Genomic DNA, 22165 nt, shown 5'->3' with positions numbered 1-22165 from the left:
AGTGATGGCCGAGGCAGAGAGCGCCGGCGCGACCGAGGACCGACCGACCCGGTCGGGCTCCGCGGGACGGGCGAGCCTCGGTGTCCTCCAGCGGCTGGGCCGCAGCCTGATGCTCCCGATCGCCGCGCTCCCCGTGGCGGCGCTGCTGCTCCGGCTCGGCCAGCCCGACATGCTCGGCGCGGGCGACTCCGGGCTCGCGCTGGCCACGTACTGGCCCTGGCTCGAGCCGGTGGCCGCCGTCCTGGCCGCGGCCGGCGGGGTGCTCTTCACCAATCTCGGGCTCCTCTTCGCGGTCGGCGTCGCGGTCGGGTTCGCCCGCCGCTCCGACGGCTCGACCGCCCTCGCGGCCGTGGTCGGCTACCTGGTGTTCGGCGGGGTCGCCGACGCCATGTCGCCGTACGTGCTGGCCGCCGACGACGTCGCCGCGGGGGAGACCGTCGACTACGGGGTGTTCGGCGGGATCCTGGTCGGCGTCATCTCCGCGCTGCTGTGGCAGCGCTACCACCGGATCAGGCTGCCTCCCTACCTCGCGTTCTTCGGCGGACGCAGGTTCGTCCCGATCCTCACCGCGAACGCCGGCCTGGCGCTCGCGGTGCTCCTGTCCTTCGCCTACCCCGCCTTCGACCGGGGCCTCGAGGCCTTCGGCGGCTGGCTGGTGCAGCACGACATCGTGGGCGCCGGCGCGTACGGCGTCGCGAACCGGCTGCTGATCCCGTTCGGGCTGCACCACCTCCTCAACTCCGTCCCGTGGTTCGTGGTGGGGAGCTACGAGACGCCGAGCGGGGCGGTCGTGCACGGGGACATCGCCCGGTTCCTCGGCGGGGACCCGACCGCCGGCAGCTTCATGACGGGCTTCTTCCCGATCATGATGTTCGCGCTGCCCGCCGCGGCGCTCGCGATCTACCACGAGGCGGCTCCCGGGCGGCGCAAGCTGGTCGGCGGCGTGATGCTCTCCGGGGCGCTCGCGTCGTTCCTGACCGGGGTCACCGAGCCGCTGGAGTTCGCGTTCATGTTCGTCGCGTGGCCGCTGTACCTGATCCACGCCGTCCTCACCGGCACCTCGCTGGCGCTGGTGAACGCGCTCGGCATCAAGGACGGCTTCGGGTTCTCGGCCGGGTTCATCGACTACGCGCTCAACTTCACCACGGCGACGCAGCCCCTGTGGCTGGTGCCGATCGGGCTCGGCTACGCCGCGGTCTACTACCTGCTGTTCCGGTTCGCGATCCGCCGGTTCGACCTGGCCACGCCCGGCCGCGGCGACGACGTGGACGACGTCGGACGCGACTGACCGGAGCCAATCCGCGCAGGGGCTCGCGGGTGGGCTCGGCCGCCTTCTAGAGTGGCAGCGTGGAGGCCGGGCGACCGGCCGCGTCCCAGCCGTCCGACACAGGAGATGCCCCGATGCCCATCGCGACCCCCGAGGTCTACGCGGAGATGCTCGACAAGGCGAAGCGCGAGTCGTTCGCCTTCCCGGCGATCAACGTCTCGTCCTCGCAGACCCTCAACGCCGCCCTGCAGGGATTCACCGACGCGGGCAGCGACGGCATCATCCAGATCTCGACCGGGGGCGCGGAGTACCTCTCCGGGCCCAACGTCAAGAACATGGTCACCGGCTCGCTGGCCTTCGCCGCCTACGCGGCCGAGGTGGCCAAGAACTACCCGGTCAACGTCGCCCTGCACACCGACCACTGCCCGCAGAACAAGCTGGACGGGTTCGTCCGCCCGCTGCTCGAGGTCTCCGCGGAGCGGGTCAGGAACGGGCAGGCCCCGCTGTTCCAGTCGCACATGTGGGACGGGTCGGCCGTGCCGCTCGAGGAGAACCTGAAGATCGCCGCGGAGCTCCTCGAGAAGGCCGCCGCCGCGCACATCATCCTCGAGATCGAGGTGGGCGTCGTGGGTGGCGAGGAGGACGGCGTCGTCGGCGCCATCGACGAGAAGCTCTACACCACCCCCGGCGACGCGCTGGCCACCGTCGAGGCGCTCGGCACCGGTGAGAAGGGGCGCTACCTGACCGCGCTGACCTTCGGCAACGTGCACGGCGTCTACAAGCCCGGCAACGTCAAGCTCCGCCCGGAGATCCTCAAGCACGCCCAGGAGGCCGTGGTCGAGAAGCTCGGGCTCGAGCCCGGCTCCCGGCCGTTCGACCTGGTCTTCCACGGCGGGTCCGGCTCCACCGCCGAGGAGATCGGTGCCGCGGTCGACTACGGCGTGGTGAAGATGAACGTCGACACCGACACCCAGTACGCCTTCACGCGCCCGGTCGCCGGTCACATGTTCACCCACTACGACGGCGTGCTGAAGGTCGACGGCGAGGTCGGCAACAAGAAGCAGTACGACCCGCGTGCCTGGGGCAAGGCCGCCGAGGCCGGGATGGCCGCCCGGGTCCTCGAGGCCTGCGAGAACCTGCGCAGCACCGGGCACTCGCTCTCCGCCTGACCCCTGCGACCCGTCGCCGGGTCACGAACGCCGCTCAGCCGGCCGGGACGTCCTCGGACGCCTCCCGGCCGGCTGTGTCGTTCCCGGGGTCGGCCCGGAGGTGCCGCGGGGTCGCGAAGCAGAGGACCGCGACCCAGCCGACCACGAGTACGGCGGCCGGCAGCAGCATCGACTGGGCCATCGCGCTGGCGAACCCCTCGTGCAGGGCGGCCGGCAGCGCCTGACCGGCCGACGGGCCCTCACCGGCGACGGGCGCACCGCCGGGGAGCAGCGCGTCGAGGCGCGACGACATCAGCGCGGCGATCGAGGCGCTGCCGAGCACGGCCCCGACCTGGCGGGTGGTGTTGTAGACCCCCGCGCCCGCGCCGGCGTACCGCATCGGCAGGTTGCGGGTGGCGGTGGTGCTCAGCGGCGACCACATGAAGCCGTTGGCGACGCCGAGCAGCGCGACCGGGAGCAGCAGCTGCCAGGCGGCGGACCCGGGGGACATCACCGCGCTCAGCCAGACCAGCGCCACCGGGAACGCGAGCAGACCCACCCCGGCGACGTACCGCGGGTGCACCCGGTCCACGAGCCGGCCCACGAACGGCGCGAGCACGCCGGAGATCACCGCCATCGGGGCGAGCAGCAGCGCGGCCTGGGTGGGGCTCATCCCGCGCACGGTCTGCGCGTACAGCATCAGCGGGAAGGTCATCGCGGTGATCGCGAAGCCCACGGTGGTGATCGCGAGGTTGGCCAGCGAGAAGTTGCGGTCGCCGAACAGGCTGAGCGGCACCAGCGGCTCCCGCCGGTTGCGCGCCTGCCAGAGCACGAAGAGCGCGAGCACCGCCACGCCCGTGCCGATCAGCCCCCACACGGTGACCGGACCGACCACCGTCCCCCAGTCGTAGGTCCGGCCCTCCTGGATCCCGAACACGACGCAGAACATGCCGACACCGCCGAGCGCGACGCCGAGCAGGTCGAAGGAGTGGCTGTGCGTCGGGAGGGTGGGGACGAGCCGCCACGCGAGGACCAGGCCGACCACACCGACGGGGACGTTGACGAAGAAGATCCACTCCCAGCCGAGGCTGTCCACGAGCACGCCCCCGAGCACCGGGCCGACCAGGGTGGCCACCCCGGCCACGGCGCCCCACGCGCCCATCGCCTGCCCGCGCTTGGTGGCCGGGAAGACCCGGGTGATCACCGCCATCGTCTGGGGGCTCATCATCGCGGCGCCGAGCCCCTGGAAGACCCGCGCCACGACCAGCGGCTCGATGGACGAGGTGAGCCCGCACCACGCCGAGGAGACGGTGAAGACCGTCAGCCCGGCGAGGTAGAGGTTCTTCGGACCGAACCGGTCGCCGAGCCGCCCGGTGATCAGCAGCGGGACCGCGTAGGCGAGCAGGTAGGCACTGGTCACCCACACGACCTCGCTGACCCCCGCCCCCAGGGCCTGCATCAGGGCCGGGGTGGCCACGGACACGATCGTGGAGTCCACCAGGATCATGAAGAAGCCGAGGCAGAGCGCCCACAGCGCCGCCCAGGGGCGGGCGTGGGGTCCGGCGGCCGCGGCGTCCGCCGCAGCGGCGGCGGCCGTTCCCGGAAGGGGGCCCGCGCCCCCGGTGGAGGTCGCGCCCCCGGGGTGCGAAGGGCTCACACTGCAGGGTAGGCACAATGGCCACATGACCTTCAACGACCTGATGGCAGGACCGCCCCCCACCCACCTTCCCGAGGACCCCGCGGCGGCGGAGCTCGCCCTCGGCACCCCGGCCGCGGACGTGGTCAGGTCGCACCCGGACTCGCCGCTCGCCTGGGCGACGCTGGCCGAGGCCGCGCTCGCGGACGGTGGCGTGGACGACGTGACCGCCTACGCCTACGCCCGGGTCGGCTACCACCGCAGCCTCGACCTGCTGCGCCGCAACGGCTGGAAGGGACACGGCCCGGTGCCGTGGGAGCACGAGCCGAACCGCGGGTTCCTGCGGGCGCTCGCCGCGCTGGCCACGGCCGCGGACCGGATCGGGGAGGCCCCCGAGGCGGCGCGGTGCTCGGAGTTCCTGCGCGACTCCAGCCCGGCGGCGTACGACGCGCTGCTCGGCGGCTGAGCCCGGGACTCCGCGCGACGCCGAGTCGCGGCTTCGCCTGGAACAGGCGAAGCGCCGGAATCGTCCCCTGCTGCGATTCCGGCGCTTCGACGGGCTTGGACCCTGAACCCGCGTTGCCCCCGTAGGCCCGCAGTCCTTCGCCATCAGAAGAATGACAGCGAACCCCTCGTACATGCTGACCGTTTAGTGCCACTGGCACTATCCTGCCAATCATGGCGGCGAACGGCGGAACGACCTCACCCCTGACCTTCCTCGGGCTGCAGCCCGACGACGAGGTGACCTACCGTCTCCTGCTCTCCCGGCCGGGTGCCACGGTGCAGGAGGTCGCGGAGCTGCTCGGCCTCTCCGGCGCCGACACCGGGCGCACCCTGGCGCGCCTCGGCTCCGCCGGGATGCTCGCGGTCGCGGGCGGCCGGGTCGAACCGGTCTCCCCGGACGAGGCACTCGGGCGACTGGTCACCGATGAGGCCCGGCGCCTGCAGGGCGCGGCCGCCCAGCTCGAGGCGGTCCGCGCGATGCTGCCGTCGCTGATGGCCGACCACCTCGCCGCGCAGAGCCACGTGCAGAAGCCGGTCGACATCCAGGCGACCGAGGGCGGAGACGTGGTCGCGCTGATCCGGAGCCTCTCGGACGCCTCCACCGGCGACCTGCTCTGGCTACGGCCGGACCAGTGGCGGCTGCCCGTCACCACCGAGATCGACGACTGGGTGCGGCAGCTGGTGAAGGGTGGTCGGACGTCCCGGGCGATCTACCCCGCGCGAGCCCTCGAGCTGGCCCCCGAGGTGGTCCGCGCCCGGGCCGAGGCGGGCGAGCACGTCCGGATCCTTGCCTCCGTCCCCTGCCGGCTCTCGGTCATGGGCACCACGGCCGCGCTGATCCCGGACCGGTGGGGCGAGCGCACGAGTCGCCGGCTCGTCGTGCGTGAGCACTCCGTGATCGGGGCGTTCACCGCACTGTTCGAGCTGCTGTGGGAGCGCGCGGTGCCCGTGCCGGGTCTCGACGACGACGCGGACGGCCCGGCCGCCCCCGACCATCGACGGCTGCTGCTCCACCAGCTGGCCGGCGGGGCCAAGGACGAGCAGATCGCCCGCGCGCTGGGCCTCAGCCTGCGCACGGTGCGGCGGCGGGTGTCGGACATCATGGACGAGCTGGGCGTCGAGTCCCGCTTCCAGGCGGGGGTGGAGGCGGTACGGCGCGGGTGGCTGTGAACCCTCAGCGGGGCAGGACCATGGAGTAGGCGCCCCGCTCCACGTGCCAGGTCCGGTGCCGCTCGGGGCCGTACACCTCGCCGTCGGCGCTGCAGTAGAACGTCTGCCCGGAGATCGACACCGAGGAGCCGCGCACGTAGCGGACGTCCTCGCGCTCGTGGTGCTCGCCCTTGCGGAACTTGAACGCGTAGCCGACGCGGGCGAAGGGGCCGATCGCGTAGGAGATCATCACGTCCACCTTGCCGTCCTCGGGGTTCGCCTCCGGGGTGATCGCGGTGCCGCCGCCCACGTTGGGGCCGTTGCCGACCGCGACCATGAGGACCGGGTGTGCGAAGTCGGCGACCTCCTGGCCGTCCACCTCGACCCGCAGCCGGACGAAGGGCGGGTTGACCGCGGCCAGCGCCGCCCCGATCGGGTAGCCGAGCCGGCCCAGCCGGACGTTGCCGAGACGCTTCTTCCACTTGTGCGCCTTGCGGCTGGCCTGGGCGCCGACGCCCACGTGCACGTTGTTCACCACGACCTCGCCGACGCAGTCCACCAGCAGGTCCACCGGGCGGACCTCGCCCTCGATGACGAGGCGCGCCGCCTCCTCGGGGTCGAGGGGGATGTCGAGGCCACGGGCGAAGTCGTTGCCGGTGCCGAGCGGGATCAGGCCCACGACGGTGTCCTTCAGCTCCTGGCGCCGGTGCAGCGCCGCGACCACGGCGTGGATGCTGCCGTCGCCCCCGGCCACCACCACCCGACGGCCGCCGCGGCGGTGCAGGACGCCGTCGAGCTCGCCCGGGTTGGACGTCGAGGCGACCTCCACGTCCGTCGCCTCGCGGAGGACGGCGAGGGCCTTCTGGACGTTCTCGGCGTCGGTCGTGCCCGCCTCGGAGTTGGTGATCAGGAGAAGGGGGTCCACGCCTCGGACACTACAGCCCGCCCCAGCGGCTCTGATAAAGTTCTGTCGCAAGAGCCCCGGTGCTGTTGCACTTCCGGGGCTTCTTTGTTGTCTGGCCGTGTCGCCCCGGCCATCTGCCCGGGGTCGGTCTCGGCCCAGAGCCGAAGCCGACCCGTCGGCCAGCGAGAGGGGTGCTTCCCATGCCCGCGATTGTCCTTGTCGGCGCCCAGTGGGGCGATGAGGGAAAGGGCAAGGCGACCGACCAGCTCGGTGCCACGCTTGATTATTGCGTGAGGTACCAGGGCGGGAACAACGCCGGCCACACCATCGTCATCGACGGCGAGAAGTTCGCGTTGCACCTGCTGCCGTCGGGCATCCTGACCCCCGGGGTCACCCCCGTCATCGGCAACGGTGTCGTGGTGGACGCGGCGGTCCTGTTGAAGGAGATCCGCGGGCTCAACGAGCGCGGCGTGGACACCTCCCGCCTGCTGCTCTCGAGCAACGCGCACCTGATCACGTCGTACCACACGACGATCGACAAGGTCACGGAGCGCTTCCTCGGCAAGAACCAGATCGGCACGACCGGGCGCGGCATCGGCCCGACGTACGCCGACAAGATCAACCGGATGGGGATCCGGGTCGCCGACATCTTCGACGAGAAGATCCTCACCCAGAAGATCGAGGCGGCGCTGGAGCAGAAGAACCACCTGCTCGTGAAGGTCTACAACCGCCGCGCGATCGAGGTGGACGCGGTCCTCGAGGAGATCGCGGCCTACGCCGACGACATCAAGCCGCTGGTCGCCGACACCTCCCGGGTGATCAACGCCGCCCTCGACGAGGACAAGACCGTGCTGTTCGAGGGCGCCCAGGCGACCATGCTCGACGTCGACCACGGCACCTACCCGTTCGTCACCTCCAGCAACCCGACCGCCGGCGGCGTCTGCGCCGGCGTCGGCGTCGGCCCCACCCGGATCGACCGGGTGATCGGCGTCGTCAAGGCCTACACGACCCGCGTCGGCGCCGGGCCGTTCCCGACCGAGCTGTTCGACGAGGACGGCGAGCAGCTGCGCCAGATCGGCGCGGAGTTCGGCACCACCACCGGCCGCGAGCGCCGCTGCGGCTGGTACGACGCGGTCATCGCCCGCTACGCCGCGCGGGTGAACGGCCTCACCGAGTTCTGCCTCACCAAGCTCGACATCCTCGGCGCCTGGGAGCGGATCCCGGTCTGCGTGGCCTACGAGGTCGACGGCGTCCGCCACGACGAGATGCCGATGACGCAGTCGGAGTTCCACCACGCCAAGCCGGTCTACGAGTTCTTCGACGGCTGGAACGAGGACATCTCGCACTGCCGCACGTTCGAGGAGCTGCCGAAGAACGCGCAGATCTACGTGCGTGCGCTGGAGGAGATGTCGGGTGCCCCGTTCTGGGCGGTCGGCGTCGGCCCCGGCCGCGAGCAGACCGTGATCCTGCGTGACGGGAGCTGACCGCCGGTGAAGACGCTCGTCATCGGCACCGGAGGTCGTGAGCACGCGCTCGCCCTCGCCCTGTCCCGCGACCCCGAGGTCACCGAGGTGCACGCCGCGCCGGGCAACCCGGGCATCGCGGGCGTCGCCGAGCTGCACGACGTGGACCCGCTCGACGGTACGGCGGTCGCCGACCTCGCCGAGCGCCTCGGCGCCGACCTGGTCGTGGTGGGTCCGGAGGCACCGCTCGTCGCGGGCGTCGCCGACGCCGTCCGCGCCCGGGGCATCGACTGCTTCGGCCCCTCGAGGGAGGCCGCGCAGCTGGAGGGCTCCAAGGCGTTCGCCAAGGAGGTGATGGCGGCGGCCGACGTCCCCACGGCGATGGCCCATGTCTGCACGACACCGGAGGAGGCCGCGGCCGCGCTCGACGCGTTCGGGCCGCCGTACGTGGTGAAGGACGACGGTCTCGCCGCCGGCAAGGGCGTCGTGGTCACCGACGACCGGGAGGCCGCGCTCGCGCACGCCGCCCAGTGCGAGCGGGTCGTGGTCGAGGAGTTCCTCGACGGGCCCGAGGTGTCGCTGTTCGCGATCACCGACGGCACGACCGTCGTACCCCTCCAGCCCGCGCAGGACTTCAAGCGGGCCGGAGACGGGGACAGCGGGCCGAACACCGGCGGCATGGGGGCGTACACCCCGCTGCCGTGGGCGCCCGAGGGCCTCGTCGAGGAGGTCACCGCGCGGGTGCTGCAGCCGACCGTCGACGAGATGGCCCGCCGGGGCACGCCGTTCTCCGGGCTGCTCTACGCCGGGCTCGCGCTGACCGGGCGCGGGGTGCGGGTGATCGAGTTCAACGCCCGTTTCGGCGACCCGGAGACGCAGCCGCTGATGGCGCTGCTCGACTCGCCCCTCGGGGTGCTGCTGCGCGCCGCCGCCCGCGGCACCCTGGACGGGGTGGCCGCGCCCCGGTGGCGCGACGGGGCTGCGGTCGCGGTCGTCGTCGCCTCGCACAACTACCCCGGGACGCCGCGCACCGGGGACGTCATCCACGGGCTGATGGACGCCGACCGGGTCGACGGGATCGACGTGATCCACGCCGGCACCGCCCGCGCCGACGACGGCGCGCTCGTCACCGCCGGCGGACGGGTGCTCGCGGTCACCGCGGTCGGCTCCGACGTCGCGGACGCCCGCACCCGGGCTTACGACGCGGTCGCGAAGATCCGCATCGACGGCAGCCACCACCGCACCGACATCGCCGCCGGCATCTGACCCGCCGCCGCAGGAGCAAGAGGAGACAACGCCCGTGTCCATCCCCAACGTCCTCGCCAACCGGTACGCCGGCGCCGACCTCGCGCAGATCTGGTCGCCCGAGCACAAGATCGTCCTCGAGCGCCAGCTGTGGATCGCGGTCCTCAAGGCGCAGAAGGACCTTGGGATCGCCCTCCCGGACGGTGTCGTCGAGGCCTACGAGAAGGTCGTCGACCAGGTCGACCTCGCCTCGATCGCGGCGCGGGAGCGGGTGACCCGACACGACGTGAAGGCGCGCATCGAGGAGTTCTGCGCGCTCGCCGGCCACGAGCACATCCACAAGGGGATGACCTCGCGCGACCTCACCGAGAACGTCGAGCAGCTCCAGGTCCGGGCGTCGCTCGAGCTCGTCCGCGCCCGGGTCGTCGCGGCGCTCGCGCGGCTCGGCCGGCTGGCCTCCGAGCACGAGGCGACGGTGATGGCCGGCCGGTCCCACAACGTCGCGGCCCAGGCCACCACCCTCGGCAAGCGGTTCGCGACCGTCGCCGACGAGATGCTCGTCGCGCTGGCCCGGCTCGAGGAGCTGCTCACGCGCTACCCGCTGCGTGGCATCAAGGGCCCGGTCGGTACCGCCCAGGACATGCTCGACCTCCTCGACGGGGACGCCGACAAGCTCGCGGCCCTCGAGCAGCGGGTCGCCGCGCACCTCGGCTTCGACCACGTGCTCACCTCCGTGGGCCAGGTCTACCCCCGCTCGCTCGACTTCGACGTGGTCTCCGCGCTGGTGCAGGTGGTCGCCGGACCGTCGAACCTCGCCACGACGATCCGGCTGATGGCCGGCATCGAGCTGGTCACCGAGGGGTTCAAGGAGGGCCAGGTCGGCTCCTCGGCGATGCCGCACAAGATGAACACCCGCTCCTGCGAGCGCGTGAACGGCCTCGCGGTGATCCTGCGCGGCTACCTGTCCATGGTCGGCGAGCTCGCCGGGGACCAGTGGAACGAGGGCGACGTCTCCTGCTCCGTCGTACGCCGGGTGGCGTTGCCCGACGCGTTCTTCGCCGCCGACGGGCTGTTCCAGACCTTCCTCACCGTGCTCGACGAGTTCGGTGCGTTCCCCGCGGTGATCCAGCGCGAGCTCGACCGCTACCTGCCGTTCCTGGCCACCACCAAGGTGCTGATGGCCGCGGTGCGCAACGGGGTCGGCCGGGAGACCGCGCACGAGGCGATCAAGGAGGCCGCGGTCGGCGTGGCCCTCGAGATGCGCCAGGGTGCGGCCGAGAACGACGTGTTCGACCGCCTCGCCGCCGACCCGCGCCTCGGGCTCACCAAGGAGCAGCTCGACTCGCTCGTCGCCGAGCCGATCACCTTCACCGGTGCGGCCGTGAGCCAGGTGGAGGCCGTCGTACGGCGCATCGACGAGGTCGCGCACCGCTACCCCGAGGCCGCGGCGTACACCCCGGGCGCGATCCTCTAGCTCAGACGAGGGCCTTGCCGTCGTGGGTGGCCAGCTTGCGGGCCACCTCGTGCAGGTCGGCGCGCCAGATGTCCTCGGGGACCGGCGGCAGCATGTCGTTCCACTCGATCGCCATGCTGCCGAGGATGTGGGGCATCCGCGCGGTCCGGGCGATGAACCAGACGTGCATGTGCGACCCGCCGTCCCCCCACTTGCACACGTGGACGCGGCCGATGTTCGGCAGGTTCGCCATGATCCGGTGCAGCCAGTTCGACACCCTGCCGTACTCGGCGGCGAGGTCGTCGTCCAGGTCGGAGAAGTCCAGGTGCTCGACCGGGTGCAGGGTCAGGACCAGCGGCAGCCCACCGGGCCTGTCGGTGGACGTCACCCACCAGCGCTCGTTGCGCCAGATCATGTTCTGCGGCTCGCCCTCGCGGCACGAGCAGGGCTTGTCGCCCTCACCCCACCGGGGCTCCTCCGCGGCAACCGGCGGCGCGACGACCTTGGGGACCATCTCACCCTCCCACGGGAAGACGTCCCACTCGTGGCTGGGCGGCATGGGCAACCGGCCGTCCTCGCCGACCCGGGCGACGACGCGGGCGTAGACCTCTTCGGCTGACTCAGGCATGGCCCCAGCCTGCCATCCGGCCGCGCCGCCCGGGTCAAAGGGAGGAAACCGGCCCCGGTGGCGACCCGGTTGCCTGGGTGCCCGCTGACCCACATCGGTGCGATTCGGGCGCCCGCGCACGAACCGGCCGAAGAGCGCCGATCGGTCGTTTGGGGGACAGCATGGAGTGTTTCGGACTTTCTTGGGGAAAACTGCGCCCGTCCCCCGCTTCAAGATCTTCCTGGAGTTTCCATGACCGCAACCTTCCGTGCGGCGCTGGCCGTCGTCCTGATGGCCCTCATCGCAGCCCTCGCCCCCGCCGCCGTGGCCCCGGCCGCGTCCTCGTCGTCGAGCGGCTGGTCCTGGCGCACCGTCTACAAGGACGGGTTCGGCGGCTCCAAGCTGCATCCCGCCTGGGCCCGCTACGACGGCCCGTACGGCTCCGGTGTCCAGAACTACGCCCGGCCGGACCACTTCTACCTCGACGGCAACGGGCACCTCGTCCTGCTCATGAAGTACCGCAGGAGCGGTGACGACGGCGCGGCCTGGTACACCGGCGGTGCCTCGCTCAAGGGCTTCGAGGGCAGGTTCCAGGCCATCACGATCCGCTACCGCGTGGACAGCGACGGCGTGCAGTCCCACCGCAACATCCCGATGCGCTGGGTCCACGACGACGCCTACGAGTCCTACGAGGGCGAGGAGAACTACAACGAGGGCTCCTCCCTCAACAGCGCCACCACGTTCCTGCACTACGCCGACGGCAAGCAGCTCTACCGCGAGCACAAGGTGGACGTGACCAAGTGGCACCGCTGGCGCTTCGCCCACCGGCCCGACGACACGATCGTGGTCTTCCGCGACGGCGAGCTCGTGTGGAAGTACCGGGGCAACAGCACGACGCTCCCGCACGCCCTGCGTCGCGTCGTCCTCCAGCAGGAGGTCTCCGAGAAGCACATGCCCCGGGGCACGTCCGGCCGGGAGCGCATCCTCATCGACTACATGAAGGTGCAGACCTCGAGCCGAGGCTGACCCGGCAGGTCCATCGAGACCTCACCTGCCACCGACGACCCCGACCGGCCGCTCCTGCGCCTCGGGGTCGTCGGTGGTCACGGGGTGCGTAGGATCACGCCATGAGTGCCGCCTCCCCGAGCAGTGGACCCGACCTCGGCATCCCCGCAGCGCCCGAGATCCCCGGCGCGCGGCACCTGCACTCCGGCAAGGTGCGCGACCTCTACCGCCTCGAGGACGGCCGGCTGCTGATGGTCGCCTCGGACCGGATCTCGGCCTACGACTTCGTGCTCGACTCGGTGATCCCCGACAAGGGCGCCATCCTCACCCAGATGTCGCTGTGGTGGTTCGACCAGCTCGCCGACCTGGTCCCCAACCACATCGTGTCGACCGACGTACCCGAGTCCGTCCGCGGCCGCGCGGTCGTCTGCGAGGCGCTCGACATGTTCCCGGTGGAGTGCGTGGCCCGCGGCTACCTGACCGGGTCCGGGCTCGCGGACTACCGCAGCACCGGCGAGGTGTGCGGCGTCGCGCTGCCTCCCGGCCTGGTCGACGGCAGCCGGCTGCCAGCGCCGATCTTCACCCCCGCCACGAAGGCCGCCGTCGGCGACCACGACGAGAACGTGTCGTACGACGCCGTGGCGCGGACGGTCGGGGAGGACACCGCCGCCGTGCTGCGCGACCTCACCCTCACCGTCTACTGGCGGGCCGAGCAGGTCGCGCGGGAGCGCGGGATCATCCTGGCCGACACCAAGCTCGAGTTCGGCACCCGGCCAGACGGCACGGTGGTCCTCGGCGACGAGGTGCTCACCCCCGACTCGTCGCGCTTCTGGCCGGCCGACGACTGGGAGCCGGGGCGCACGCAGCCCTCGTTCGACAAGCAGATCGTCCGCAACTGGCTGACCTCGCCCGAGAGCGCCTGGGACAAGAGCTCGGGCCAGAAGCCGCCCGCCCTGCCCGCCGAGGTCGTCGAGCGCACCCGCGCGAAGTACATCGAGGCCTACGAACGCCTCACCGGACAGCAGTTCACCCCCACCGCCAGGTAAACCGCCGCGAAGGAGTCACCCGTGCTCAACCTCTCGATCTTCCTGGAAGACAGCGCCCGCAGGTACCCCGACCGGGAGGCCGTCGTGCTCGGCGACACCCGGCTCACCTACGCCCAGGTGAACGGCGCCGCCAACCAGGCCGCGAACCTGCTCGTCTCGCGCGGCATCCGGCCCGGCGACAAGGTGGCGCTGTCCTGCCCGAACCTGCCCTACTTCCCGATCCTCTACTACGGGATCCTCAAGGCCGGTGCGGTCGTCGTCCCGCTGAACGTGCTGCTCAAGGGCCGCGAGATCGCCTACCACCTCGGCGACTCCGAGGCGAAGGCCTACTTCTGCTTCCAGGGCACCGCCGACCTGCCGATGGGCACGGAGGGCCACGCCGGCTTCGAGCAGGCCGACGGCTGCGAGCAGTTCTTCATGGTCACCGCCGACCCCGCGGCGCCGTCCCCGGTCGAGGGCACCGAGACCCTCGGGCAGGCGCTGAGGGACCAGTCCCCGGTGTTCGAGGCGGTGCAGACCCAGGAGACCGACGGCGCGGTCATCCTCTACACGAGCGGTACGACGGGGCAGCCCAAGGGCGCGGAGCTGTCGCACTCCAACCTGGTGATGAACGCGCTCACCTGCAACCGGCTGTTCGGGTCGCGCCCGGCCGGCGACACGCACCTGCTCACGCTGCCGCTGTTCCACTCCTTCGGGTCGAGCGTGCAGATGAACGCCGGCTTCTCCAACGCCGCCACCCTCGTGCTGGTGCCCCGCTTCGACGCCAAGCAGGTCGTGGACCTGATGCAGAAGGAGGACATCACCTTCTTCGCCGGCGTGCCGACGATGTACTGGGGCCTGCTCGGCGCCCTCACCGACGACGTCGACGTGGACCGGATCGCGGCGAACCTGCGGATCTCCGTCTGCGGCGGCGCCAGCCTCCCGGTGGAGATCATCAAGTCGTTCAAGGAGCGCTTCCACGTGCAGATCCTCGAGGGCTACGGGCTCTCCGAGACCTCGCCGGTGGCCACCTTCAGCGACCCCGACCGCGAGCCGCGTCCCGGCTCGATCGGCATCCCGATCTGGGGCGTGGAGTGCAAGCTCATCGACCCCGAGTGGAAGACCATCGAGGGCGCGGACGAGGTCGGCGAGATCGCGATGCGCGGGCACAACATCATGAAGGGCTACTACAACCGGCCCGAGGCGACCACCGAGGTGATGAAGGACGGCTGGTTCCGCTCCGGCGACCTCGCCCGACGCGACGAGGACGGCTACTACTACATCGTCGACCGGGCCAAGGACATGATCATCCGCGGCGGCTACAACGTGTACCCGCGCGAGATCGAGGAGGTCCTGATGACCCACGAGGCGGTCTCGCTCGCGGCCGTCGTGGGGATCCCGGACGAGAGCCACGGCGAGGAGATCAAGGCGTTCATCATCCTCAACGACGGCGCGACGGTCACCGAGGACGAGCTGCGCGGCTGGGCGAAGGAGCAGATGGCGAACTACAAGTACCCGCGGGTCATCGAGTTCGCGCCCACGCTGCCGATGACCGCGACCGGGAAGATCCTCAAGCGCGAGCTGAGCTGACCGGAGGGCCGTTCCGAGGCCCTCCGAGGCCCCGGAACGGCCCGTCGTACGGCACCGGGCGGGCGCGGTCTCGCGCACCGTGCCCGCGCGGCGACGTACCTGCGCCCCGTCTAGACTGTGGCCGCCGGTTCTCGCCACCGACCTACCTAGGAGCCTCCCGTGGCCCGTGTCGTCGTCGACGTCATGCTCAAGCCCGAGATCCTCGACCCCCAGGGGAAGGCCGTGCAGGGTGCGTTGCCGCGCCTCGGCTTCGCCGGGATCAGCGACGTGCGCCAGGGGAAGCGCTTCGAGCTCGAGGTCGACGGTGAGCTCACCGACGAGCGCCTCGCCGAGGTGCACGAGATCGCCGAGAAGCTGCTCTCCAACCCCGTGATCGAGGACTTCTCGGTCTACGTCGAGGAGTTCGCCGACGACGAGGACGACGAGCAGTGAGGATCGGCGTCGTGACCTTCCCCGGCTCGCTCGACGACGTCGACGCCCGCCGTGCGGTCACCTTCGCCGGCGGTGAACCGGTCGCGCTCTGGCACGCCGACCACGACCTGCGCGAGGTCGACGCGGTCGTCCTGCCCGGCGGCTTCTCCTACGGCGACTACCTGCGCTGCGGCGCGATCTCCCGGTTCTCCCCGGTGATGACCGAGGTCGTCGCGGCCGCCCGGCAGGGCCTGCCGGTGCTCGGCATCTGCAACGGCTTCCAGATCCTGTGCGAGTCGCACCTGCTCCCCGGCGCGCTGATCCGCAACGACCACCGCAGGTTCGTCTGCCGCGACCAGCGGCTCCGGATCGAGAACAACCGCACCCCGTGGACCTCCGACTACGCCGAGAACGCCGAGGTCAGCATCGTCCTCAAGAACGGCGAGGGCGGGTACGTCGCCGACGAGCGGACCCTCGACGCGCTCGAGGGTGAGGGCCGGGTGGTGGCGCGCTACCTCGACGGGAACCCGAACGGCTCGCTGCGCGACATCGCCGGGATCAGCAACGAGCGCGGCAACGTGGTCGGCCTGATGCCGCACCCGGAGCACGCGATCGAGGACCTCTGCGGTCCCGGCACCGACGGGCTCGGGTTCTTCACCTCGGTCCTGCGGTCCCTCGTCGACGCCTGACCGGGCTCACGCCCGGGTCCGCACCGACGGCCGCGGCGTCAGCGCCCGCTGGGTGCCGGCGCTCGCCCGCGCCAGCACCTCCTCCAGCGGCCCGCGCCGCCGTCCGAGCCGGTAGAGCGCCCCGACCGCGAGCGCCGCCGCGGCCTGGGCCAGGTAGGTCTCCATGTCGTCGCCGTCCCACAGGCCGGGGGCGCGGAGCGCGACGTGCGCGGTGTAGAGCGTGAGCGTCATCGCGCCCGCCCCAAGCGCCACGGCGAGCACCGTGGGCAGCAGCCGTCCCGCGACCAGGCAGACCCCGACCACGACCAGCGCGGACCCGATCGAGTGCGCGAGGTCGAACGGTGTGGCGGTGTGCGGGGCGCGCACCGCGAGCCACCACCAGTTCCCGGTCGGCGTGGTGCCGTAGAGCCCGTGCTCGAGCGTCGTCGCCGTCGTGGCCTGGAGCCCCGGCCCGGTGAACGTCTCGCCGAGCGTGCCCATCACCCCGGGCCGGTCGAGCAGCGCCCGCGACACCAGCGCGCTGACCACGGCCAGCACCGCTCCCCAGACCACCAGCGTGCCCGCCGTACCGGACCGGCGCAGGTCGAGCCGGCCGACCGCGAGGCCCGCGAGCAGGTAGGCCAGCCACGGCACCGCCGGGTAGTAGCCGGTGAACGCGAGCTCGCCGAGCAGCTGCGCCGGGTCGGCCAGCGAGGCGAAGCTCGGGCTGGCGTACGACGGCGGCGGCAGGTGCGGGCGGAGCAGGTGGGAGAGCACCGGTACGACGAGCAGCCACACGCCCGCGAGGACCACCAGCGGCCGGGTGCGGAGGCCGAGGAACGGCAGGCCGAGCAGGAACAGCAGCCCGTAGTAGGTGAGGATCACCGCGATGCCGGAGTCGACCTCGCCGAGCAGCAGCCCGACCAGCGCCACGAGCAGCGCGCGGACCGCCAGGCCGGCCGACAGCACGAACCGGCGGCGTCCCTGCGGCGGCGTGGTCCCACCGGTCATCAGCGCCAGGCTCACCCCGGCGAGGACCGCGAAGAGCGCCGACGCGCGGCCGCCCGCGATCTGCTGCGGGAGGGTGACCCCGTCGGCGTCCACGCCGACCAGGATGTGGGTGGCCATCATGCCCAGCAGGGCGAGCGCGCGGGCCGCGTCGAGCCCGACGACTCGTCCCGCGGGCACGATCGGCTTCATGCCCCGATCCTGCCAGGACGGGCCGGCCGGGCCGGGCGCCGCGCGCCGGGTCCGGTCCGGTCAGGCGGTGGGTCAGATGCCGTAGGCCTTCGCGATCAGCTCGTAGGACAGCCGGCGCTCGGCGGGGTCGTGGATCTGGGTGGTGATCACCAGCTCGTCCGCGCCGGCCTCGGTGCGCCGCCGCTCCAGGTCGTCGCGGACCTGCTCGGGCGTGCCGACGCTGGTGAACGCGCGCCGGCTCGCGGCGAGCGACAGCTCCTGCGGCGTCCACGGGTGGGCCTCCGCCTCCTCGGGCGTGGGCACCGGGCCGGGGTTGTTCTGCATGAGCCGGACCATCGCCAGGTCGTTGGCACGGGCCAGCGCCTCCGCGCGCGCCTCGGTCTCGGCGGTGATCGCCGCGACGCCGAGCATCACCCGGGGCTCCGCGAGCCGGTCCGACGGCTCGAAGTTCTCCCGGTACCCCGCGACCGCCTCGGCGGGGTCGGCGCTGCCGAAGTGCCCCGCGAACGCGAACCCGGTGCCGAAGGCGGCCGCCGCCCGGCCGCCGTACAGGCTGGAGCCGAGGATCCACAGCGGGGGCAGCGGGACGTCGTCGGGGATCGCCCGGAGCGGCTTGAACGGGTGGTCGTCGGGGAAGCCGTCGACGTAGGCGAGCATCTCCGACATCTGCTGCGGGAAGTCGTCGCCGCCCTCACGACCGCGGCGCAGCGCGTAGGCGGTGAGCTGGTCGGTGCCGGGTGCCCGGCCGAGGCCGAGGTCGATCCGGCCGGGGTGCAGCCCCTCGAGCACGCGGAACGTCTCGGCGACCGCGAGCGGCGCGTGGTTGGGGAGCATGATCCCGCCGCTGCCGACCCGGATGGTCGCGGTGGCCGCGGCGACGGCCGCGATCATCACCATCGGCGCGCTGCTCGCCACGCTCGGGATGTTGTGGTGCTCGGCCAGCCAGTAGCGCTCGTAGCCGAACGCCTCGGCGGCCTTCGCCAGCTCGATGGTGTCGTGGAGCGCGGACGAGGCCGGCCTCCCGGAGGGGATCGGGGAGAGGTCGAGCACGGACAGCGGGACGGCGTTCGCGGAAGTCACTGAGGGTGCAACGGCCCGGACCTACGGGACATTCCCGGTACGGTGTGGCGCAACGGCGGTACGGCGGCCAGGGTCGCCCGGCGAAGGAGCGGGGGATGCTGTTTCCGAGCCCGGAGGAGCTCGACGAGCTCGCACGGCGCCCGCCCCGAGGGGACGGACGCCGCAGGGACGAACGGCGGCTGAGCCGTCAGCCGAGACGGACCCGCAGGATCTTGTCGTCGTTGGGCCCGGGCGTGGTGCGACCGTCGCGGTTGCTCGTGGTGATCCACAGCGTGTTGTCGGGCGCCGCAGCCACGGACCGGATCCGGCCGTGGTCGCCGGTGAAGTAGCGCGCCTTGCGACCGCGGTTCGGTCCGGAGATCCGGACCGAGTAGACGCACTCGCCCCGGAGCGCGCCGAGCCAGGCCCGGCCGCCGAGGATCGCGATGCCGCTCGGCGAGCACTGGTCGGTGTCCCACTGGGCGAGCGGGTCACGGTAGCCGCCGGAGCCGTCCTTCCCCTCGACGTACGGCCAGCCGTAGTTGCCGCCGCGGACGATCCGGTTCAGCTCGTCCTTGTCCTTCTCGCCGAACTCGCTCGACCAGAGCCGGCCGCGGGGGTCGAACGTGATCTGTTCGGGGTTCCGGTGGCCGTAGGACCACGTGTAGTTGCCGAACGGGTTGCCCGATGGCACCTCGCCGCGCGGGGTCATCCGGAGGATCTTGCCGGCCAGCGACTTCCTGTTCTGCGCGGCGCTGCTGTTCTCGGCGTCGCCGGTGGCCACGAACAGGTGGCCGCTGGGGGAGAACGCGAGCCCGCCGCCGTTGTGGTGGGTGGCCTTCGGGATGCCGCGCAGCACGACCTTCGGGTCGCCGAGCCTGCCGTTGACGTACTTCATCCGGACCACGCGGTTGTCGTTGCGCGTGCTCATGTAGGCGTAGAGCCAGTTGTTGCGGCGGAAGTTCGGGTGCAGCGCCAGCGCGAGCAGGCCGCCCTCCCCGCCGGAGGATGAGTTGGAGACCACGCCGGGGACGCGGCCGACGGGGCGGAACCCACCGTCCTTCTTCACCCGGAGGATCCGGCCGGTGTCCCGCTCGGACACGAGTGCGTTCCCGCCGGGCAGGAACGCGATGCCCCACGGCACGTCGATGTCGCGCGCGAGCACCTTGGTGACCTTGGGCGCGGCGGCGGCGGGGGCGGTGAGCGCCCCGGCGGTGGGAACGAGGATGCCTCCGGCAGTGGTCGCCAGCCCGGCCTTGAGGAGGGTGCGTCGGTCCATGTGGTCTTCCCGTCGTCGTGGCCCCGCGGTTCCGGCGCGTGGGCCGTGCGTGCGACATACCCTGCCACGCAGAGGTAAAGGAGGGGAGGGGGCGCGCGAATCCGTCCCGCCGCGTCGTACCAGCGCTGGACGCCCGGTCGGCGGGGTCGGCCGGGAACGGTAGGTTGGGGCCCGGTTACACGTCCCTGCTCGACCGATCCGGAAGCCATGCTCGGTGACTGAACAGCGCTCTGAAGCCAAGACCCGTCTCGACACCGTCGGGGTCGCCGCCACCGACCCCGACCACCAGCAGCCGTGGGCAGACCTCGGCCTCAAGCCGGACGAGTACGCCAACATCCGCGAGATCCTCGGCCGCCGCCCGACGAGCTCGGAGCTGGCGATGTACTCCGTGATGTGGAGCGAGCACTGCTCCTACAAGTCCAGCAAGGTGCACCTGCGCCAGTTCGGCGACAACGTCACCGACGAGATGCGGGCCTCGCTGATGGTCGGCATCGGCGAGAACGCCGGCGTGGTCGACATCGGCGACGGGTACGCCGTCACCTTCAAGGTCGAGTCGCACAACCACCCGTCGTACGTCGAGCCCTACCAGGGCGCCGCGACCGGTGTGGGCGGCATCGTGCGCGACATCCTGGCGATGGGTGCGCGTCCGGTGGCCGTGATGGACCCGCTGCGCTTCGGCCCGCTCGACGCCCCCGACACGCACCGGGTGCTGCCCGGGATCGTGGCCGGCGTCGGCGGCTACGGCAACTGCCTCGGGCTGCCCAACATCGGCGGGGAGGCGGTCTTCGACGAGACCTACGCCGGCAACCCGCTCGTGAACGCGCTCTGCGTGGGCGTGATGCGGCACGAGGAGATCCACCTCGCCAAGGCCTCCGGGGCCGGCAACCAGGTCATCCTCTACGGCGCCAAGACCGGCGGCGACGGCATCGGCGGGGTGTCGGTGCTGGCCAGCGAGACCTTCGAGTCGACCGGGCCCGCGAAGCGCCCCAGCGTCCAGGTCGGCGACCCGTTCCAGGAGAAGCTGCTCATCGAGTGCACGCTCGAGATCTTCGCCGAGGACCTCGTGGTGGGCATCCAGGACCTCGGCGGCGCCGGGCTGTCCTGCGCCACCTCCGAGCTCGCCTCCGCCGGCGACGGCGGCATGCACGTCTGGCTCGACCGGGTGCCGCTGCGCGACTCCACGCTCGCGCCGGAGGAGATCCTGATGAGCGAGTCGCAGGAGCGGATGATGGCGGTGGTGACGCCGGAGAACGTCGACCGCTTCCTCGAGATCTGCGCGAAGTGGGACGTCGACGCCACCGTGGTCGGCGAGGTCAACGACTCGGGCCGGCTCACCATCGAGTGGCACGGCGAGAGCGTGGTCGACGTACCCCCGCGCACCGTGGCCCACGAGGGGCCCGTCTACCACCGGCCGTTCGCCCGGCCGTCGTGGCAGGACGCGCTCCAGGCCGACCGCGCCGAGGACCTCCCGCGTCCCGCGACCGGCGAGGAGCTGAAGCAGACCCTGCTCCGGCTCGTGGCGAGCCCGAACCTCTGCGACAAGTCCTGGATCACCGACCAGTACGACCGCTACGTCCAGGGCAACACCGTGCTCGCGCAGCCCGAGGACTCCGGCATGGTCCGCGTCGACGAGGAGACCAACCTCGGGGTCGCGGTGTCCACCGACTGCAACGGCCGCTTCGCCAAGCTCGACCCGTACGCCGGCGCGCAGCTCGCGCTCGCGGAGTCCTTCCGGAACGTCTCCACCACGGGCGCCCGGCCGCTCGCGGTCAGCGACTGCCTGAACTTCGGCTCGCCGGAGGACCCCGACGTGATGTGGCAGTTCGCGGAGGCCACCCGCGGCCTCGCCGAGGGCTGCCGGGCGCTCGGCGTCCCGGTCACCGGCGGCAACGTGAGCCTCTACAACCAGACCGGGCAGACCGCGATCCTCCCGACGCCGGTGGTCGCGGTGCTCGGCGTGATCGACGACGTCACCCGCCGTACCCCCTCGGGCTTCGTCGCCGAGGGCCAGCAGGTCTACCTGCTCGGGGCCACCCGCGAGGAGCTGTCCGGCTCGGAGTGGGCCCACGTCGTGCACGGCCACCTCGGTGGTACGCCGCCGCGGGTGGACCTGGCCGCGGAGAAGGAGCTCGGCGACATCCTCGTCAACGCCTCGCGTGACGGGCTGGTCGACGCCGCGCACGACCTCTCCGACGGCGGGCTCGCCCAGGCCCTCGTCGAGTCGTGCCTGCGGCACGGCATCGGCGCCCGGGTGTGGCTGCCGGACGACCTCGACGCGTTCGTCGCGCTGTTCAGCGAGTCGGCGGGTCGGGCGATCGTCGCGGTGCCCCGCAGCGAGGAGGTGCGGTTCACCGACATGTGCGCCGCCCGCGGCTTCCCGCACGCGCGAATCGGGGTGACCGACGGCCGCGGCGAGGACGCCCTGCTCGACGTGCAGGACCAGTTCTCGGTGAGCCTCGGCGAGCTGCGGGCCGCCTGGTCCGCGACGCTGCCCGCGGCCCTCGGCTGACCGCTTCGTCGCCACGGTCGTCCGCACCAGCGCGCGCTATGGA

The 22165-nt window shown here is 72.1% G+C and carries 18 protein-coding genes and 1 pseudogene; 13 read left to right on the top strand and 6 right to left on the bottom strand.

Annotated features, from left to right (window positions below; all coding sequences use genetic code 11):
• Positions 1 to 4: 4 nt before the first annotated feature.
• Together K1X13_RS03715 and fbaA are read left to right on the top strand one after the other, a co-directional pair.
• Positions 5 to 1273, top strand: a pseudogene (locus K1X13_RS03715) (PTS transporter subunit EIIC); the annotation flags it as partial.
• A 128-nt stretch (positions 1274 to 1401) separates the two neighbouring features.
• On the top strand, positions 1402 to 2436 hold the full coding sequence (gene fbaA, locus K1X13_RS03710; protein WP_221023664.1) for a class II fructose-bisphosphate aldolase: 1035 nt from the start codon (positions 1402 to 1404) through the stop codon (positions 2434 to 2436).
• 34 nt (positions 2437 to 2470) lie between these two features.
• On the opposite strand, the gene K1X13_RS03705 is transcribed toward fbaA, so the two are convergent.
• Positions 2471 to 4072, bottom strand: coding sequence for a DHA2 family efflux MFS transporter permease subunit (locus tag K1X13_RS03705; protein ID WP_308249375.1), 1602 nt, complete (start codon positions 4070 to 4072; stop codon positions 2471 to 2473).
• 25 nt (positions 4073 to 4097) lie between these two features.
• Between K1X13_RS03705 and K1X13_RS03700 the strand changes: the two genes are divergently transcribed.
• Complete coding sequence (locus K1X13_RS03700) at positions 4098 to 4517, top strand: DUF3151 domain-containing protein (RefSeq protein ID WP_221023663.1); 420 nt, start codon at positions 4098 to 4100, stop codon at positions 4515 to 4517.
• Between the two features lie 212 nt (positions 4518 to 4729).
• A complete protein-coding gene (locus K1X13_RS03695) occupies positions 4730 to 5725 on the top strand; it encodes a LuxR C-terminal-related transcriptional regulator (protein ID WP_221023662.1) in 996 nt (331 codons plus the stop codon).
• A gap of 4 nt (positions 5726 to 5729) precedes the next feature.
• Here K1X13_RS03695 and K1X13_RS03690 read toward each other — a convergent pair whose 3' ends face one another.
• Positions 5730 to 6629: a diacylglycerol/lipid kinase family protein gene (locus K1X13_RS03690; protein WP_308249374.1), complete on the bottom strand. Its 900-nt coding sequence runs from the start codon at positions 6627 to 6629 to the stop codon at positions 5730 to 5732.
• A 179-nt stretch (positions 6630 to 6808) separates the two neighbouring features.
• Here K1X13_RS03690 and K1X13_RS03685 point away from each other — a divergent pair, with 179 nt between their 5' ends.
• From K1X13_RS03685 to purB, 3 genes are read left to right on the top strand one after another with little or no spacing between them, the layout of a single operon-like run.
• On the top strand, positions 6809 to 8092 hold the full coding sequence (locus tag K1X13_RS03685; protein WP_221023661.1) for an adenylosuccinate synthase: 1284 nt from the start codon (positions 6809 to 6811) through the stop codon (positions 8090 to 8092).
• A gap of 6 nt (positions 8093 to 8098) precedes the next feature.
• On the top strand, positions 8099 to 9337 hold the full coding sequence (gene purD / locus K1X13_RS03680) for a phosphoribosylamine--glycine ligase (RefSeq protein ID WP_221023660.1): 1239 nt from the start codon (positions 8099 to 8101) through the stop codon (positions 9335 to 9337).
• A 34-nt stretch (positions 9338 to 9371) separates the two neighbouring features.
• Complete coding sequence (purB, locus tag K1X13_RS03675) at positions 9372 to 10790, top strand: adenylosuccinate lyase (RefSeq protein ID WP_221023659.1); 1419 nt, start codon at positions 9372 to 9374, stop codon at positions 10788 to 10790.
• A gap of 1 nt (position 10791) precedes the next feature.
• On the opposite strand, the gene K1X13_RS03670 is transcribed toward purB, so the two are convergent.
• Positions 10792 to 11397, bottom strand: a complete 606-nt coding sequence (locus tag K1X13_RS03670) for a hypothetical protein (RefSeq protein ID WP_221023658.1) — start codon at positions 11395 to 11397, stop codon at positions 10792 to 10794.
• A 231-nt stretch (positions 11398 to 11628) separates the two neighbouring features.
• Between K1X13_RS03670 and K1X13_RS03665 the strand changes: the two genes are divergently transcribed.
• The 5 genes from K1X13_RS03665 (at position 11629) to purQ (ending at position 16096) form a co-directional block, all read left to right on the top strand.
• Entirely contained in the window at positions 11629 to 12402 is a 774-nt protein-coding gene (locus K1X13_RS03665) for a hypothetical protein (RefSeq protein WP_221023657.1), read from the top strand.
• Positions 12403 to 12503: 101 nt separating this feature from the next.
• On the top strand, positions 12504 to 13427 hold the full coding sequence (locus K1X13_RS03660; protein WP_221023656.1) for a phosphoribosylaminoimidazolesuccinocarboxamide synthase: 924 nt from the start codon (positions 12504 to 12506) through the stop codon (positions 13425 to 13427).
• Between the two features lie 21 nt (positions 13428 to 13448).
• A complete protein-coding gene (locus K1X13_RS03655) occupies positions 13449 to 14996 on the top strand; it encodes a long-chain-fatty-acid--CoA ligase (RefSeq protein ID WP_221023655.1) in 1548 nt (515 codons plus the stop codon).
• Positions 14997 to 15155: 159 nt separating this feature from the next.
• Positions 15156 to 15428 (top strand): phosphoribosylformylglycinamidine synthase subunit PurS, encoded by a 273-nt coding sequence (purS, locus tag K1X13_RS03650; protein ID WP_221023654.1) that lies wholly within the window; start codon positions 15156 to 15158, stop codon positions 15426 to 15428.
• A complete protein-coding gene (purQ, locus tag K1X13_RS03645; protein ID WP_221023653.1) occupies positions 15425 to 16096 on the top strand; it encodes a phosphoribosylformylglycinamidine synthase subunit PurQ in 672 nt (223 codons plus the stop codon). Before purS ends, purQ begins: the two co-directional genes overlap by 4 nt.
• Positions 16097 to 16102: 6 nt before the next feature.
• Here purQ and K1X13_RS03640 read toward each other — a convergent pair whose 3' ends face one another.
• The 3 genes from K1X13_RS03640 to K1X13_RS03630 all read right to left on the bottom strand — a co-directional run bounded on the left by K1X13_RS03640 (position 16103) and on the right by K1X13_RS03630 (position 19613).
• Positions 16103 to 17275, bottom strand: a complete 1173-nt coding sequence (locus tag K1X13_RS03640) for a heparan-alpha-glucosaminide N-acetyltransferase domain-containing protein (protein WP_221023652.1) — start codon at positions 17273 to 17275, stop codon at positions 16103 to 16105.
• Positions 17276 to 17347: 72 nt separating this feature from the next.
• Positions 17348 to 18355 carry an LLM class flavin-dependent oxidoreductase gene (locus K1X13_RS03635; protein ID WP_221023651.1) on the bottom strand — a complete coding sequence of 336 codons (1008 nt, stop codon included), beginning with the start codon at positions 18353 to 18355 and terminating at the stop codon, positions 17348 to 17350.
• A 187-nt stretch (positions 18356 to 18542) separates the two neighbouring features.
• Complete coding sequence (locus K1X13_RS03630; protein WP_221023650.1) at positions 18543 to 19613, bottom strand: PQQ-dependent sugar dehydrogenase; 1071 nt, start codon at positions 19611 to 19613, stop codon at positions 18543 to 18545.
• Positions 19614 to 19827: 214 nt separating this feature from the next.
• Here K1X13_RS03630 and purL point away from each other — a divergent pair, with 214 nt between their 5' ends.
• Positions 19828 to 22122, top strand: a complete 2295-nt coding sequence (purL, locus tag K1X13_RS03625) for a phosphoribosylformylglycinamidine synthase subunit PurL (RefSeq protein WP_221023649.1) — start codon at positions 19828 to 19830, stop codon at positions 22120 to 22122.
• Positions 22123 to 22165 lie beyond the last annotated feature (43 nt).

The organism is Nocardioides jiangsuensis (assembly GCF_019679455.1).
Taxonomy (GTDB): Bacteria; Actinomycetota; Actinomycetes; order Propionibacteriales; family Nocardioidaceae; genus Nocardioides_C; species Nocardioides_C jiangsuensis.
The sequence above is the reverse complement of the archived record's forward strand: the minus strand, read 5'-3'. Positions and strand labels throughout refer to the sequence as shown.